Here is a 16,979-nt window from a genome sequence, read left to right on the forward strand (position 1 = left end):
CTGCCCAAACGAACCCGGCGGGGGAGGCAAACTCATTGGCACACCTTCGACTCAGTGATGGATACGGTTACAACACAATCGCAGGATCAGACGGTGCCCGTCGCGGCCCCGTCGCGACCGGCGGCGTCGCCGCTTCCGGCGCCGAGGTACCAGGCGCAGGGGCGGGTTGCGCAGTAGCCGGTGCAGACACCGGGGCCCGTTCGGTGGGCGCGGACTCTGCTGCAGCGCCCTCCGACGCCTCAGCTTCTCCGTCACGTTCGGCGTGGGGTTTCTCGCGCTCGTCACGCTGGTCGGCTTTGCCGGTGACAGGCTGTCCGGAGCCCGCAGGCCCGCCGCCGGGCTTGCCGGCCGCGCCATCAGCGCCTTGACCCATCCCCCCCGTCATCTGACCGATCTGCTGCACACCCTGCATCACCGCCTGGGGTATCTGGCCGGCCATCTGGGCCAATTGCATCGGAACCTGGGCGGCCATCTGCGCCATCTGCATCGGCATCTGCATCATCTGCTGCAGCTGCTGCAGTCCCTCCGCTCCACCGCCGCCACCGGATCCGCCGGCTGCGCCCGCAGCATCGCCCAGTCCCGTCGCCTGGACCTTCCCGGCGATGTCTTGATCGGACTGCTCATACTTGTCCGCAGCCGCCTGAATATTCCGTGCCGTGGCCTGTGCGTCAGCCTTGGTTTGGCCGACACCATCAATGAACGGCGCCTCGACCTCCTGCGTCCGAGTGGCCAACGCTTCCGACATCGGATCAGTGCCCTGTGCCGTAAATCGGTCCGGTGGCGCGGGAATGGCGGCGGCACTGGATTCCATCGATGCGCCATGATTCCGCACCTCGACTGTATTGACCTTCAGTTCACCCATCGGCATCCCCAATCGCCCGGTACACCAACCGCATCCACACCCCATAGACCGCGGGCGTTCCCACAGCCAGCGATCGCCATCACCGACAACGAGGAGACGCGAGTCGCGCAAGTAACAACCGAGGCGGCGTACACGTCACGCGTCGACTTCGAGCGAAGTTCAGCACTGATGTTGCGGTCTCCTGGTGACGACACTCGGTCAGTCAACTCGACAAACTTCCCCGCAGCGCGCGAACCCCGGCTCACCAGCCCAGACACGCCCATAGTGTGGTCCCCTCCACCAAATAGCTCAGCAAAAGACTACCTGAGCCGCAGCGACCCCCAACGCGCAAAATTTGGGCCGATGCCGCCTGGAGTCCACGAGGGTTAGTTCAGACTCCGAAGCGACAGGGCCAGTGCCAGAGTCGTCGCGCCCACACTGTCTTGGCCGAGTCGGGCACCCTGCCAGCGATCTGCCGCACTCCCAGCATGCTCGACGCCGGAATCGAGCTCAGCTGTTGGGCCATCTCCGTCGGCATATACATCATCTGTCCGAACTGACCTTGTGCATCCGTCGCCCCACCACCGCTCGGGATCGATGGCTCGAACTTCGAGTCGAACTCCGCCGACCGGGCATTGGCATCAGCCACCACGAGTCTTGGTCAAAGCCGTCTGCGAATCACCTCTGGTCGTCGGCTCAGCCGCTCAGCGGCGCCTCCATGGAACCCCCGCCTGACACATTGCGGGTACAGCAAGCCTCGGTACGTCCATCAACATGCGGTCACGGTGTCTCGCACCGGATTCTTCATCTGGTTGACAAGGCAGCGACGTCAGGTTCCGGCTCGCAACTTCCGCTGCCGAGAAAGTCCCCAAATCCCATGTGCTGCTCAGGACCTAGGTTGGTCGTCCACCTTGACATCGAACTTGACGTTGTCGCCGTCAACCGATGTGGCGTTGACATTCACGCCCAACTTCGAGCCGCCAGCTGTCAGCAGACATGTCTGCGTTGCCCCCACTTTGGCCTCAAGGTCCCCGTCGCAGGTCACCGAATCCGCCTTCTCACCCACCTGGGCTTCCAGCTTCTCCTTGACCAACTTGGCCAATTGCTCTTTGGAGATTGCGGCAGTCTTTCCAACCTCCACGCTGGCCGAACACGCGCCAAGCAGTCCAGCAGCAACCACCGCCACCGCTGCAACACCTACACGCACGTTTGACGTGATGTTCATTCTGGTGATCTCCCTCGAAGTCGTACCCCGATTCTGCTCGACTGCAGAATTCCTCGGCCAGCCAGCGTAACCCGTTGTCACACACCGAAAGCGCGGAAATTTTCCGCCGGCGCAGCCCTTCTTGATCCGGGTCGCACACCACGTCGCCGAAGCAGCACTAGTTCCCGTCCGCTCGAGCGTTCTAGGAAGAGTCGGGCTACTTAGATCTGCCCGCCTGACGCCTCAGCTCAACAACTCGGCCGGTGCGGAATACTGCTGGGTCCAGTCGGTCCACACCGGCGAAATGGCACCAATACGTCGGGCTGGTACGGTCAAAATCAAAGCGGGGTTGGGATTTGGTGACCATGCAGTTGCATGACGTCAATCAGAATTCGCCTGAGGGACAGGCAATTCTGAAGGCGTCCACCGACCTCGATGGCCAACTCGGTAAGCCCGCTCAGTTTGCGGTACAGACCTTCAAGGTCGTGAGCGGGTGGGCGTTCCTCTCCGTGCAGTTCAAGGGACCTGATGGGAGTCCGCTTGACTATGCGGGGACTCCGCTGGCCGAAGCCGCGGCAAATGGTGGCGCCTCGAAGCGGTCGCCGGTAATCGCCGCCGGCGAGGCCTTCTACCGAGGTGATCAAAACGGTCGTTTGGCGCGCCTGCTCTGCGGCCACCAAAAGGGCAGTCGCAGGGTACGGCCAGTCCGGAAGCCGATCGAACGCCGTCGAAGCCCGCTGCTCACATCGGATGACCCAGTTACGATGCAAGCCAGTACCGCCACGACGACACAGACGACACGAATGTGGCGGCGCCGCGACGGTGGTTTCGCCGTATTCAATTTCCCTGCACGTTTTCGACTATGTAACTGCCGTAGTCCACCACGCTACCGCCGCCCGCAGCGGGTCCTTTCGTCATCGTAACGGCCGCATCCGAGCGAATAAGAACAACAACTCGGCGGGCCAAACCCCCTAGGGGCTAATCCCTTTGGACGACAACGATCCCAACGAAGTCTGCGCCGAGCCGTGGGCACATTGGCGTCGGTCGGTCGGCACTTAGCGGTGGCCGCGACAAACGGGGGCCAAAGAGGCTCGCATCCGTGGCGGCCACCGTCTCGCGTTCCGCAGGAAGGACCGCTACCTAACGCATCCCGCCTCGTTGGGCTCGCGGCTGAGCATGACCTCGGTGTGGCTCTTGTCCCACGGAGCCGGATTCATACTCACCGAAACCAAGTCCGCCCGTGTCCCCCAGGTCCACATAGTTATGTCATACCTCTTACCATCAATTTCAGTTGGCCGAGTGTACTCACGGCACCACGCCAAACCGTCGTAGGGTCGGCCGATAGGCAGTTGCGTCCGCAGCGTCTCGACCGTCACGGTGTACTCCGTGGGGGAATCCCATTGCTCCAAATGCCCGGGTATCTCATTTACCAGTTTCGCTCCCGCTGCAAGCGTCAACTCGGGAAGCAACACGGATTGTGGCGCTGCAGCGGCTGGAGTATTCGCGGCAGCATCGTCAGCGGAGAGCCGCGGTCCGCGGTGCATAAGCACCGACGTCGCAACGCCGATGACCACAACCAGAACGAGAATTGACGCCGAAACGACGAGCCAAGCCCGTTTCGACAGCCCTGCGCCCCGACGATTCCCCCCGGACGCAACAGCACTGATCGGTTCAGTCCCGCTGGGGCCGAAGCCGTAAGGCAAACCCTGCTGCCCCTCCGGTGGCGGATACCACCCAGGTGGTGTACTCATCTACCGTCACTCTCCGCCGAACTCACAAAGTCAACTTCGAACGCATGATCAATCGGAACCACCGTAATACCGCGTCGCAAATACATGCGACTTTGTCGCTTCGTACTCTGCCTGAGACGGCATACCTATCTTGCCCAAGCTCTCGCCCATAGATACAGGATCGAGGCCCGTCAATCGGGCTACCTCGACAGCGAACTCACGTACTTCCGCCCTAGCCTGTTGCCCAGCAATATCTGCACTAACTCGAATCTCGTCTGCCAATTGTTGCTCAGACATACGGGAGGTCTCAGGACTGAGATCAATGCGATGAACCCTTCCGTCGTAGTTCACGGTCACCGATACGGAGCCTGGCGGATTCGTAAATGTCGTAAGTCCCGGATCTTCTTCTGCATCGCCAGCGCCATTCTCGAATTGCTCGAACTGCGCATTGTCGTCACGGTCAGCAGCTACCGCCGGAACATACTCTGGCAATCCATCCAAATCCGAGCCAGAACCTTCATCCTCGCCCCAGACCGAGTTGGAAGTGCCATCAATCTCGTCTCCCCACGAAGCCCACGTGCCGTCTGTCATAGGTTTCGCCTCTGATTCCGGCCCTCAACGGACCTCATCGGGGCGGAACCTGCCGATCAAGTTTGGCTTTCTCCGCATCGTCGGTCCCATCAAAGACCCCCGCACCATGCCGCAGTTTCTGAGCAAGCTCAGTGCAGACCGCCTGCATGTTGGTTCCCGCCGTTGACCGCTCAGCCTCCGCCGCCTTGACTGCATCATTTGTTACCGCGCAGATGACACCATGCGTCTTCTCCATCTCAACTCCTGCGAACTGCACGCGAAGTACTGCAGACTCGACGCCCTGCGACAAATGGTCCTGCATCGAGGCTAATCCCTTCATGGTTGACCCCGAAATATTCACATCTGGTTCGGTACTCACAGAGCTCTCCTTACGGTCGGCTTAACGGTGTGGATCAAAGTCGCCAAATGAATCTTGGGGGGTTGATTCTCTAGATACGCCTTCATACGACTGCAGAGCCTCCCTCACCGCGGCAGCGTTGGCATTGGCGTTGTCGTGCATTGCCCAGATCTTCTTGGTCGCTTCCGTCAGAACCTGAGCCACTGCAGCAGTTTCGATCGAAAGCTGCAGTGTTTTTCCAATTTGACCGACACCAAGAAACCTAGTGTATTCGCCAACCTCAGCCAATTCGTTGTGCAATCCGTCAAGAATTCGGCGAACTTCGTTAATTTCGTCGGCTTCTCGACTCATAACCTCCGCAACCCTACTGTCGGCATCTCGCATGATCGCAACGTGATTCAATTGCTTTTCAAGCCTGCGCTCATACGCTTTCGGTGCGTCACCACCTGACCAGGTATCACCTGGACGCGCGGCGTCGAATTTCGGCTCTAATTCCCTAAATGCTTGCGATCCTGCAACAAACCGGGTACCGAGAATGGGATCTCCGTCCCCAGTCGTCCAGCGCATGCCGACAACAATCTTCTGACCAGCCTTCAACACAGGCGTTGGCGCAATCTTTAGCGGAGAGACCCATTTACCAAAAGATTTGGCGAAGTCGGCAACGTCAAGAAGCTTGCCTTTCTTGGCGATGACCTCCACCACCTTCGCCCCATTTTTCAGTTTTCCTGCCGTGTCACCGACCGTATCAACGATTGTGTCAACGACATCGAAGAAACCCATTTCTATCCCCCATCCAGATTGATGACTATTTTACAGCTAAACGCCATAGAGATTTGTCACAATCTGAATCGTCAACTTGGGTTGTGCGCTGGTTCCGCTAGCACCACGCACGGAGTTCAGCGCACCTTTTTGACAACCACAGCAGCCCCAGTTTCAGCGCCGCGATATTTCATAGCTGCCGCCGCCAGATCCAGGCCGATGGTGGTCACACCCTTGGCGATGGTGCCCGACTGCTCGACCACCGCAGCGGGCGCGGCACGAATGGCCTCAGCCGTCCACAACCCCGCCACGCCACTGGCAGCCGAGTAGAGCGGAGGTCCACTTTGCGTACGGACACCTCCGACGCCGCAGTGCCATAAACAGTTTCGGCACTGGTCAGCGCACCGGGGTCGACCCGAAATCCGTCACCCGATTCGGTCCCCCGCGAGTGTAAGCCTCAGTGCAAGCGCAGGTTTCGCAGCAGGTCGTACACGCCGGCGATCCACAGCAGCAGTGGAATCACCGCGGCGATCGCGGCTCCGTCGGTCAGCTCCAGAATTCGCTTGGTCACCGGTGACACCCGACGCCCACTATCGGTGGCCCCCACCGCGATCACTGCGACCAGACCCACCGCCGTGTATACCGCCAGCACCAACCAGGCGTTACCCGGATTCCACAGGCACAGGCGCACCATCACACCCGTGGGCACGGCGATTGCCGCCGCGAGCAGTGCCCAGGAGCACCACCGCTCGGCATACAGCCGCGACCGGAAGCCACAGATCACGGCCACCAGTGCGGCCACGATCATGCTGTGTACGAAGAAATGCCCCTGCACCACAACCGCAATGGCACCCACCGACAGCACCAGGGAACCAGCCGACAGGAAACCGATCAACAGCTGGCTGGTCAGCTGGCTGCGCTCTTGCAGGCGTGCGGCCGATTCCGGCACCGAAGCGATGATCGCCTTCCATGTGGGCGAGGCGTCGTCGACCTCGTCCGGCGTGACGACCGGGTCGAGCAGCTCGTCGTTGGACACCGACTCACCGGGCGCCGGGATCGGCGGCAGGGCGATACGGGCAACGGCGACAGTGAGTTTGGCGGCGTTGGTCACCACGATCAATCCGAACGCGATGGCACCGGCGGGCACCCAGCTCGCTCCGCCGTACCCGACCGTGATCGCGGCGCCGGTGATCGCGATCGCCAAGATGGCGACGAATGAAGCCACGTCAGCGCGACGACGCGGCCCACCGCGGGTTGCCAACGTCACCAACAGCACCACCGCGCCTGCACCGGCGAGTTGTGGCGCACCAAGGGAATCCGCGTCGTAGGGCAACGGCACGGCCAGCGCTGCGGCACCGCCCAACACGATCGTCGCGCCCAGTAGCAGGCTCTCGGCCAGATCCAGGTTCTCGTAACGGCTCTGGGCAGCGAAGCTTCCGCCGAGCAGGCCCAGGCCGAACAACCCCAGCGCCACCGCCCACCACCAGCCCTGGCCGGCGCCACTCGAGGACACCAACGACATCGCGGTGATTGCCGTGGCCACCACCGGGATCGCCACGCCGACAAAGCGATTCAATGCAGTGCGGTCGAACACCGGTGATTCGTCGAGCACGGCGATCGCGTCGATCACGTCCTCGACCAGCGGGCGGTACCGCTCGGTGCGGCTGACCGAAACGAGCGTCAGCAACGAACCGTCGACCACTCCGGCATCATCCAGCGATTCGTCGGCCTTCAACGGCGGCGCACCCGGGCGGGCGAACGCCCACATGCCCTGCTCGGAGAAGTCGAAACCCGCGAGGGTGTCCTTCGGCGTGTCCTCGAGCAAATCGCCCAGCACACTGACGGTTTCGTCGATATAGGTCTCGATCGCCGCACTTGCCGGCAGCACCAGATCGGTCATCCGTTTGCCGGTGAGGATCGTGACCCTGGTGGTGGACGGCTTGTTCGGCGCCGAGGTCGATGAATCAGCGGTTGCTGCGGTCGCGGTCAACGGCGTTCAAGCCTGTCGAAATCGTCGGACAGGGCAGCGGCCAGCTCGGTGATGCGGCGCTGGAACGTGTCGCTGAGCAACTCGAGTTGAATCTCGGTGCCGGCGGCGATGTGTTTGTCGTACGGCAGCACGATGACACGACCCGGGGGTACGTGGCGCTCGAACTGCTGCACCAGGTCCTCGATGTCGACGTTGGGCTTACCCGGGTTGACGTGGTTGATGACGACGCAGGACCGGCCGAGCAGATCCTGATATCCGTTCTGGCGCAGCCAGTCCATCGTGATGGCGGCCTGGCGGGCGCCGTCGATCGAGGCGCTGGCCACGATGACCATGCCGGACACGGTGGACAACACACCGCGGGAGGCCTTCTGGAAAAGGCCGGCGCCGCAGTCGGCGAGAACCAGATTGTAGTAGCGCGACACCACGGAGGTGGCGCCCTTCCAGTCGTCGTCGTTGAATTCGCGCTGCGCGCCGCTGTAGTCCTCGGAGGACAGCACTTCGAGGTTGGACCCGTTCATGCTCGTGTAGGCGCGAATGTCGTTGTAACGCGACAGTTCCTGGTCGGCCAGCAGATCGTTGATCGTCGCCGCGGACTGCCGTCCGGCCCGGTCGGCCAGATTGCCGCCGTCGGGGTCGGCGTCGATCGCCAGGATGCGGTCGCCGCGAACCTTGGCCATCGCCGACCCGAGTGCAACGGTCACCGCGGTCTTGCCGACGCCGCCCTTCAAACCGAACACGCCGATCTGGTACGAGTCACGGGCATTGCGCCGAATTCGGCCGTGCAATTCAAGTTCATAGATCTCATCGGGCGACAGACCGAGATTGATCCGCGTCGTGAGATACAGCCAGTGCCGCCATCCACGCTGGGACGGCATCTTCACACCGGTTTTCACCCCGACATGCGACAGCGCGTCGATGGCACGGTGGTTGCCCATCGAGGCCGCCGAGGTGGGGCCGGGCGCAGCCGGGGACGGGATCGCCTGACCTGCCCGCCACTGGCCGCTGACCTCGGGATCGAGGTCAGCGAACTGTGACGGCGCCGGGCCGGGCGCGACGCGTGGAGCCGGGCCGGGCAGGGTGCGGGCCTGCTCGTGACGTGCGCCCTGGCCGAACTGCTGCTGCTGGGGGGCCCGCAGCATCGAGTTCTGCGGCCACTGCGGCGCGCTCGCCGGCGGCGGCGGCATCGGCGCAGGCATCTGCGGAGTGGTATCCGCATGCCGCGGCTGCGCGGCCGCTTGAGTTTGGGTTGCCCCCGTGGGGGCCACGGGAACGTCCGTGGAACTGGTTTCCCCAACCGGGACCGGCGGTGGCGGCGCGGCCGCGGCGGCCTTCAGAATGGCATCTCTGTCCACGATTGCGGTGGCATCGTCGACCGGTTTACCCGGTTCAGACGAGTGGAAGAGCCGGTCATAGTCGGCCGACATGGGGACCCCTCAATTTGTCAAATACAGATGATTAGATCTTTACACCCAAGCACAAGCGGTGGGCGGGTTCGGCCATCACCAGATAGACCGAGCACCCGCCCACCAAACGCATGCGTGTTGCTGCCCGTTGCTAGGCAAACATTCCCGCGACGCCGGACTCGGTCTGGGACATGGTCTGTCCAGCCTCGCTGATCGTCTGGGCGAGGTTCTGCAGAGCCGAGTTCAGCTCGTTGGCGGTGCTGTCCCAACGGGTCTGAACGGCCTGGTAGGCCTCCGAACCCGAGCCACCCCACGCCGAGGCGAGCGAGGCGAGCGAACCCTTGCCCTCGTCCAGGAGGCCGGCGGTGGTGCCGACGGCACCCTGGATCTCACTGGCTCCGCCTTCGATACCGGCGAAATTCCAAACCTGTTCTGTCATGTCTTGTCTCCGTTTCTTGAGGTCAGCTAGGTCAGATGTTCATCGACGAGGCCAGGTTTCCGGCCTGATCGTCGTCGGTGCTGGTGTACTGCGTACCCGAGGTGTGGATGTTGTTGGAGATGTCGTTCAGCTCCTGGATCTGCTTGTCAGCAGCCTCGTGGAACCGGATCAGTGCCTGCTGAGCGGCGGTGCCGGCCTGGCCCTGCATCTGCGTCGCCAGAGAGCCACCGGTCGACTCGACCTGAGCGATGACGCTCTTCAGCTCACCGGAGATGCGCTCGAAGTTGGCAGCCTCCTTGGCGAGGACGGCGGCATCTGTATTCATCTGTGCCATGTTGGATTCCCCTTATTTTTCCTTGTCCTCACCAGAAAAGTTTTGGCGAGTCCTCCGGCCGGGTGGCCGGAAAGTCTTGTCGTGGACGACTACCAATCGTCGTCTGCGTCTTCCGTTTGGTCGTATGTGAGAGCGGTCGGCGCGACCAATCCGTCTTTGGTTTCGCCGCTCTTCTCTTCGTTGTTCTTGGCGGCGTGCACCGGTGCACCACCACCTCCGCCGGCACCGCTGCCGACCGGTGCCATCGGACCCGCTGCGCCCGCGGCGGCAGCGGACACGGCCGGTTTGGCCTCCCCGCTGATACCGAGCATGCTGGACAACAGCGCGGTACGCGGCGGAGATCCGAGCGCACCCGGCAGTGACGCCGCGCGCACCAGACCGGCACCCGAACTCGGGCCCGCGCCTCCGGCCAGCGGATGGTTCGAGAACGGCATCGCCCCCATCAGCCCGACCTGCATACCCCGGTCACTGCCCCCCATGCTGGAGAACTGACTCACCATCTGCGTCACCTGCTGCAGCGGTTGCGTCATCGCCTGCATCGGGCTCTGGAGCATCTGCGGGATCTGCCCCGCGATCTGCCCAGCCTGCTGCCCCATCTGCATGACCATCTGCATGCCCTGCTGCATGGGGTTCTTCTCAGTCGGGTCCTTCTCCTGCTGCCCGGCGTTCTCGGCCTTGCCCGCCGCACCGACCGCCCGCTGCTCGGCATGGTTGGCCTGCGCGGCAGCGTTGCCGCCAACCAAACCCACCGATTCGACGGTGGCCAGTGCGCCGAGGCCCTCGATCATGGCGTTGCGCATCATGCCCATGGCAGTCCGCGGTGCCGTCGACGCCAGCGCCGCTGCCGCGGTCGTCTCGCCGATCCCGGGCAGCACGATGGGTGTCATCGGCATGATCGGCTCGAACAGCAGGTTCATGGTGGTTTCGGCGTGGTACGCCTCCATCGCGTCGGCGGCCTGGTTCCACATCCGGACGAAGTAGTCCATCTCGTTGAGGCCGATCGGCATCGTGTTGATACCGAGGAAGTTGGTGGCGTTCAGGACTGCGTTCGTGACGTGGTTCTGCTCGATCTCGGGAATCGGCGGAGTTGTCGCCAGGGCCAACGTGTACGAGCTTGCCTGCGCACCGGCCTGCAAGGCCCGTTTCTGCGCCTGCAATGCCATCGTCCGCAGCCACATGATCATCGGCATGGTTGCGGAGACAGCTCGCTCGCTCGCCCCGCCGCTCCACACCGACGTCAGGGTGCTCAGCGCCCCGGCGAGTTCGTCTGCCTGAGTCTCCAGCAGGATTGCCAGGCCCTCCCAACCGGTGGCCGCCTGGAGCATCGGTGCCGGGCCGGCACCGACCATCAAGCGTGCTGTGTTGACCTCTGGAGGCAACGCGAACCAGGTCGGTGGGACGGGCGGTACCGCAACCATTACTGGATGACCCTAACTTCGACGAATCGTGCCTGCTAAAGCGTGGTCGCCTGGGCGGCGTCGACCGCGTTGTAAATGCCCGCGATCTCCTGGTACGCGGCGCCCGCCCGGGTCAGCTCCTCCTGGGCGAACGAGTTCGCCGCCAGAGCCTCGACACCCTCGCTGGCGAAGGCCATGGCGGCGATCGCCGAGACCTCGTCAGCGCCGGCCGGAACCAGCGCGGTGACGGCGGCAGTGGCGGTGGTGCCACCGGCCAAACCACGGGCTGCGTTTGCGATCACCTGTGCCGCAACACCTTCGGCGCCCGGGTTGTGCATCAACGGTTCCATTTGCTTGCTCCCCTGTTTCGATTGCAAATAACCAGGGACAAGCACTCAAGATCGACCTGGCATGAAGTTTGCCAAGTCGCCAAGGAATCTGTCCCCCGATCCCTTTGCTGGCGGGCCGCCGCCAGCGTTGCTGAGTGCGTTGGATAAATACTAACCGCCCTATTGGGGTGCTGAGAACACTTATTCCGCGGGTGGATCGACGTAGGCCGCCTGAATGACTTCCTTGCCATCGGGCCCGACCATAAATGCCTGGCCAGGCGGCCTTTTCTTGACGATGATCTCCCGCGACGGGAAGTCGTTCTTCTCGCCGGAGAGGAACAAGGTCGGCGAACCGGCGCCATAAGCAGCGCCCACGAACTTGTCCATCGTGGCCCGGTGCGCCTGGCTCATCTGGCACGTCACGATGATGTGCAGGCCGATATCGGCGGCCGCGGGCAGTAGCGGGCCCAGCGGCGCCATCGGCGACAGCATGCCCGCAGCCGCGACGATCATGTGCCAGTCGTCGACCAGCAACACGATGTCCGGACCGGTCCACCACGACCGGGCCCGCAGCTGCGCGGTGGTCAGGTCCGGCGGTGGCAACCGCTTCTTCAGGTTGACCGCCAGCGCCTTGATCGACTCCTCCAGCGAGGCGCTGTTGCGGTTGATCGCACCGGCAGCGAGCAGATGCGATTCGGGCACCGCGTCGAGCAGCCCGGACCGGTAGTCAGCCAGCATGAACCGCACCTGGTCGGGACTGTTCCGGCTGCAGATCGCCTTGGCCACGGCCTGGGCGATCGTGGTCTTGCCCGACTTCGGGGCACCGAAGATCAGCTGATGCGGCGTCATGTTCATCTGGTTGTACGCAACCGTGAGGTCGGACTCGCGCACGCCCAGCGGCACCTGCCAACGGGTGCGGTAATCGGCATCGGCTCCCGGCGGGTTCGGATCCAGCTGATGGAGGTAGATCTTCTCTGGGAGCACCCGAACCTGCGGTGCCTGGTCGGTGTAGCGCGAGGCCACTTCCTGTACGCCGGCCGAGATCGCATCGACGATGTTGGCGGCGCTGTGGACGCCGTCCAGCCGGGGGACTCCGATCATCAGATGGTGTTTCTCGAGAGAGACGGCCCGGCCCGGCCGGTTGGCCGGGATATCCCGCGTGATCCGGTCGATCTGGGTCTCATTGACGTCGCCGAGGCGGAATTCCACCTTGGTGCCCAGGTAGTCGCGCACACGTGACTTGAGCTCGGTCCAGCGCGGTGTGGAGATGATGACGTGCACGCCGTACGCCAGACCCTGGCCGGCAAGATCCTGCACGGTCGGTTCCAGATCGGGGAACTCGGCCACGAAAGCCGGCCAGCCGTCGATCACCAGGAAAACGTCACCGAACGGATCTTGGGCAGCCGGATTGTTCGGGTCCTCCCGCATCTCGCGGTAGGACGAGATGGACCCCACGCGGTACTGCTTGAAGACCTGCTCACGGGCCCTCAGTACCGCTTTGACCTCGGCCACCACCCGGTTGACCCGGTCCGGCTCGGCACGGGTGGCCACGCCGCCCACATGCGGCAGCTCCTCCATGTACATCAAGCCACCACCGCCGAGGTCGATGCAGTAGAACTGCACCTGCCGCGGTGTGTGGGTGGCCGCGGCCGAGAGCATCAGAGTCTGCAGGAAGGTCGACTTCCCCGTCTGCGGTGCGCCACCGATCGCGATGTTGCCGCCGGCCGCCGACACGTCGACGCCCCAGATGTCCTGCCGGTGCCGGCGCGGCTCGTCCATGATTCCCAACGCGAAGCGCAGCGGCTGCCGCTGGTGGTCCCGCTCGATCAGTTCGTTGACCGGCGTCGGATCCGTCAGTGGCGGCAGCCACATCTTGTAGGCGCGGCTCTCACCAGTGCCCAGCTGCCCGAGGACCACCTCACGCAACACCCTGGGTTCGGCGTCTGTACTCATCGCTAACTCACCGCCGTATCAAAAATCGGGGTCGTCGTGAACTGATGAATCCGCACCCGGGTCTGCCGCTTCTCCCGCGGTCTGGCCTCGCCGTCCACGGAGTCCTCCACCTCGGGCACATAGTTGGCGCCGGTGTAGAGGGTGCTGAACTTCACCGGGTCTTCCATGCCCACTCGCAGGAACCCGACGCCGCTCTCCTTGTTGGTGATGTACTGGGCCTCCGGAGTACCGATCACCGCCTTCGACTCCGAGGAACTGGTGGTACGCAACGCGATTCGGTAGGTCAGGTTCGGCTCGAGCTTGTCGATCCGGACACCGCCAGTGTTCAGCGACTGGGTGGCCAGCAGCAGGTGCACGCGCAGCGAGCGACCCACACGGCAGATCCGGTCGAACAGCTGGATGAAGTCCGGATGGTTCTGTAGAAGCTCGGCGAACTCGTCGACCACCACGAACAGCGTCGGCAACGGTGGCAGGTCCGCACCACGCTCGCGGTGCTTCTCGTACTCGGCCACACCCGAGAGCGCACCCGCGGCACCCACCTGCATACCGGCCTGACGCAGGATCTGCTGACGCCGGTCGAGCTCACCGGTGAGCACCTCGCCCATACGTCCGACGAGTTCGGCTTCCTCTTCCATGTTGGTGACGACGGCCGCGGTGTGCGGCAGCTTCTCCATACCCAGGAAGGTCGAACCGCCCTTGAAGTCGGTGAGCAGCAGGTTGATCTGATCTGGGTGGTGGGTGGCCACCAGCGACAGGATCATGGTCCGGAGGAACTCCGACTTACCCGAGCCGGTGGTACCGATCAGCATGCCGTGCGGGCCGGCACCGAACTCGGCGCCCTCCTTGATGTCCAGCTTCATCACCTCGCCGGACTTGAGTTCGTGGCCGAACGGGATCTTGAGCCGGTCCCGGTCGGTGTCGGTGAACATCCGCCAACGCGCCGGAGTCACCTCCTCCACCGACTTGGCACCCACCAGGTGATGCCATTCCTTGGAGACCTTCTTCTGCACCCGGACGTTCTTGTCGATGATCGTCCCGGTGATCGACCAGCCGGCCAGTTTGCGGGCGACTCGGCCGGCCTGCGCCGGGGTCATCCGGTCGACGACCCGCGTCACCTCGCGGTAGTTCTGGTTCGGAAGCTTGTCGTCGGCTGTCCCGTCGGCGTCGACCCGCAGCCGGTAAGCCGAGCCGCGGTGATTACCCAGGGTCAGCACAGTGACCCCGGCCCGGCCGTCGACCGGGAACCCGGCCTTGCCACCGGTCAGATCCACCACGATCACATACGGGCCGCCGGGCGCGGCGTCCGCGCTGTGCGGGCCGCGCGCGGTCAGATCGCTCAGGCCGTCGGGGCGGGTGTAGACGAGGCGGGTGGGCCCGGCCGCGTCGGTATCCGTCTGGTGCTGAACGTGCGGCAACCACTTGAGCCAGGACCAGTTCGGATCTTCTGGATTGTCGGTGAGCACCCGGATCTGCAGCAGGTCTGGCGGATGGAACACCGCCAGATGACAGATCATCGCGGTCAGCAACGCCGAGGCGCCATCGATGTCGCCACCCACGGCGATGGTCGGAAATGTCCGCAGCTGAACAAGTTTCGGGCAATCCTGGATCAGGCCGTGAGTGCGCAGGAACTTGGTCACCCACATATGGCTGACCGGCTCCAGGTGCGGCTGCGGAGCGCCCTGCGGACCGGCAAGCTCGCCACTGGTGTTCGGCTTGAGCAACCGGTCCACCGCGATCTCGGCACCGATGCCGATCCGGGTGGCGGCGTAGAAGTCCGAGTTGGCCTGACGGGACCACTGCCGGTGCGTGCCGATGATCGAGAGCAGATCGTCGGGATGCGGTGCGTGGTAACCGAAGAAGGCCACCTGCGCCGATGCCGACGACGTCACCCGGGTACGCAGCCCGGCCAGGTACCGCAGGTATTCCTTGCGGTCGGCGTTGATCTCGGGGACCTTCTTGCCGCCGGCACCACCGCCGCCCATCACACCGACGGTGCCCATGATCATCATCAACGGCATCATCAGCATGTAGGGCGACAGCTGACGCACGCCCGTGAAGATCATGATCGCGATCATGCCGAGCATGCAGCCGCCCATGACCCAGGGCATGGCCTTCTGCATTCCCGATGGCGGGATCTCGATCCCGAGGTCATCCGGCGCGGCGACGTTGATCTCGCCCGGGGTGAGCCGCGGCCCCCGCTTGATCGTCGGGGTGAACTTCTTGGTGGTCATGAGCCCTGCTTGCTTTCGACTTTGCGCGGATGTGGGTCGGCAGGCAGCGTGTCGTGCTCAAGCAGCGCCGCGTCCTTCGACAGCACCGGGCCCTCCACCAGCAGCCCGACGACCTGCCACGGTGCGTTCACCGAACCGGACAAGCCCAGATTCTTGGCGGCATCGTCATTGGCGATGCCGTACCGCACCCCTTGCGGGTCGATGTAGTAGAGGCTCTCGCCCACCCGCGGATCCGGCGACTGCAGCCGCACGAACTGGCCGCCCTCGATGTACACCGTTGCGTCGCCGCCGATCTGGTCGATCCCGGTGCCGACCGCCGACGACGGGAGCGGCAGCCGGCGGCCGGCGATGACGGTGGTCTTCGGTGCCTGATCGCCCGGCTCGCGCTGCCAGGCCCAGCACAGCACCGGCGAGTCCTGACGCAACAGCACCTCGAGCGGCTTGTCCGGCAACGGCGAGGCATACACCTGCTCCGCGATCTTGGCGACCGCACTGGCCTCCACCGACGGCGGCTGCAAGAGTCCGTAGGAGTTGGTGGCGCGCAGGGCCGCAGCGGTCGTGGGATTCACCCGGGCCACCCCGTCCGGCAACACCACATAGTGCTGGGGATCGGATTCGGTGGCCGTCTGGAACACCGACCCGATCACCAAATTCTCCGGCAGCCCAACGGTATTCGGGGCACCAGCGGCCGGAATCGCCGGCAGCTGCCACGGGCCCATGTTGGCCATTGCGTTGAACAGCCCCTCCGAGACCGGGCTGGCCTTCGCGGTGACGGGGATACCCACCGCGGAACTCACCGCCCGGTCGCCCAGGTCGATGCTGTGCCGGCCTTCCGCGGTGACCAGCCAGTTGCCACCCTCGAACGACACCAGCATGCCCTGGTTCGGTCGCATCGGGCCGACCGCGACATCCGTTGCCAGCGACCGGATCAGGATCGAGGACTCCACCTTGGGTGCCGAGCTGTCCGGCTTGGCCACGGTGTCGCACAGCGTCCAGCGCGATGCGGGCGCACCCGTCGGGGTGGCATACGGCGCACCGGGGATGCCGATCGGCTGCCCCTTGGGCAACCGGTTGAGCTCTTCGGACTTCACCGCAGCGGGAGTGCCCGAATTGCCGAGCGCCAACCGGGCCGAGGTCAGGTTGTACACCGGCCGCAGCATGTTGCTGCCGGGCAACATCACGTAGAGCTGATTGGTGGTGCGATCCACCAGCAGCTGGTCGCTGCCCTGCTTGCCCAGTGGCTTGAAATACGCCAGCATGGCCGCGCCCAGGCAGATCAGCACCGAGACCACGATCCCGGCGAACACCGCACGGCTGTAGAACTGCAGCGGATCGTCGAACATCCGGGTGTCCCGGCGCACGATCGCGTGCTCGACCCGGCGCAGCAGAAAACGCCAGCCGCTGACCTGAACCTTGGTGGTGAGCCGGAAGCCTGCCATCG

15 protein-coding genes are annotated in these 16,979 nt (G+C 63.9%); all 15 read right to left on the bottom strand.

Going from position 1 to position 16,979, the window contains the following annotated elements:
- Positions 1-67: 67 nt before the first annotated feature.
- The 15 genes from ACZYZ7_RS13665 to eccB all read right to left on the bottom strand — a co-directional run bounded on the left by ACZYZ7_RS13665 (position 68) and on the right by eccB (position 16,977).
- Positions 68-862 (bottom strand): hypothetical protein, encoded by a 795-nt coding sequence (locus ACZYZ7_RS13665; RefSeq protein WP_463741137.1) that lies wholly within the window; start codon positions 860-862, stop codon positions 68-70.
- Positions 863-1,727: 865 nt separating this feature from the next.
- Positions 1,728-2,066 (bottom strand): DUF4333 domain-containing protein, encoded by a 339-nt coding sequence (locus ACZYZ7_RS13670; protein ID WP_463741138.1) that lies wholly within the window; start codon positions 2,064-2,066, stop codon positions 1,728-1,730.
- A 1,778-nt stretch (positions 2,067-3,844) separates the two neighbouring features.
- Positions 3,845-4,366 (bottom strand): hypothetical protein, encoded by a 522-nt coding sequence (locus ACZYZ7_RS13675; RefSeq protein ID WP_463741139.1) that lies wholly within the window; start codon positions 4,364-4,366, stop codon positions 3,845-3,847.
- A 34-nt stretch (positions 4,367-4,400) separates the two neighbouring features.
- On the bottom strand, positions 4,401-4,724 hold the full coding sequence (locus ACZYZ7_RS13680; protein WP_463741140.1) for an ESX-1 secretion-associated protein: 324 nt from the start codon (positions 4,722-4,724) through the stop codon (positions 4,401-4,403).
- Positions 4,725-4,745: 21 nt separating this feature from the next.
- The gene (locus ACZYZ7_RS13685; RefSeq protein ID WP_463741141.1) at positions 4,746-5,483 is read right to left on the bottom strand and encodes an EspA/EspE family type VII secretion system effector; all 738 of its coding nucleotides are present in this window, start codon (positions 5,481-5,483) and stop codon (positions 4,746-4,748) included.
- Between the two features lie 116 nt (positions 5,484-5,599).
- Complete coding sequence (locus tag ACZYZ7_RS13690) at positions 5,600-5,773, bottom strand: hypothetical protein (RefSeq protein WP_463741142.1); 174 nt, start codon at positions 5,771-5,773, stop codon at positions 5,600-5,602.
- 146 nt (positions 5,774-5,919) lie between these two features.
- Positions 5,920-7,452, bottom strand: a complete 1,533-nt coding sequence (eccD, locus tag ACZYZ7_RS13695; RefSeq protein WP_463741143.1) for a type VII secretion integral membrane protein EccD — start codon at positions 7,450-7,452, stop codon at positions 5,920-5,922.
- Positions 7,449-8,876, bottom strand: coding sequence for a MinD/ParA family ATP-binding protein (locus ACZYZ7_RS13700; RefSeq protein ID WP_463741144.1), 1,428 nt, complete (start codon positions 8,874-8,876; stop codon positions 7,449-7,451). The genes eccD and ACZYZ7_RS13700 overlap by 4 nt, the downstream gene beginning before the upstream one ends.
- Positions 8,877-9,006: 130 nt before the next feature.
- Positions 9,007-9,294, bottom strand: a complete 288-nt coding sequence (locus ACZYZ7_RS13705) for a WXG100 family type VII secretion target (RefSeq protein WP_450070914.1) — start codon at positions 9,292-9,294, stop codon at positions 9,007-9,009.
- 31 nt (positions 9,295-9,325) lie between these two features.
- Positions 9,326-9,628: a WXG100 family type VII secretion target gene (locus ACZYZ7_RS13710; protein WP_450070915.1), complete on the bottom strand. Its 303-nt coding sequence runs from the start codon at positions 9,626-9,628 to the stop codon at positions 9,326-9,328.
- Positions 9,629-9,717: 89 nt separating this feature from the next.
- Entirely contained in the window at positions 9,718-11,046 is a 1,329-nt protein-coding gene (locus ACZYZ7_RS13715) for a PPE family protein (RefSeq protein ID WP_463741145.1), read from the bottom strand.
- Positions 11,047-11,081: 35 nt separating this feature from the next.
- Positions 11,082-11,375, bottom strand: coding sequence for a PE family protein (locus ACZYZ7_RS13720; protein ID WP_450070917.1), 294 nt, complete (start codon positions 11,373-11,375; stop codon positions 11,082-11,084).
- Positions 11,376-11,555: 180 nt separating this feature from the next.
- Positions 11,556-13,307: a type VII secretion protein EccCb gene (gene eccCb / locus ACZYZ7_RS13725; RefSeq protein WP_450070918.1), complete on the bottom strand. Its 1,752-nt coding sequence runs from the start codon at positions 13,305-13,307 to the stop codon at positions 11,556-11,558.
- A 2-nt stretch (positions 13,308-13,309) separates the two neighbouring features.
- The gene (gene eccCa / locus ACZYZ7_RS13730) at positions 13,310-15,538 is read right to left on the bottom strand and encodes a type VII secretion protein EccCa (protein WP_450070919.1); all 2,229 of its coding nucleotides are present in this window, start codon (positions 15,536-15,538) and stop codon (positions 13,310-13,312) included.
- Entirely contained in the window at positions 15,535-16,977 is a 1,443-nt protein-coding gene (gene eccB / locus ACZYZ7_RS13735) for a type VII secretion protein EccB (protein ID WP_463741146.1), read from the bottom strand. The genes eccCa and eccB overlap by 4 nt, the downstream gene beginning before the upstream one ends.
- Between the last annotated feature and the right edge of the window lie 2 nt (positions 16,978-16,979).

This window comes from Mycobacterium sp. IDUB_17 (genome assembly GCF_055419465.1).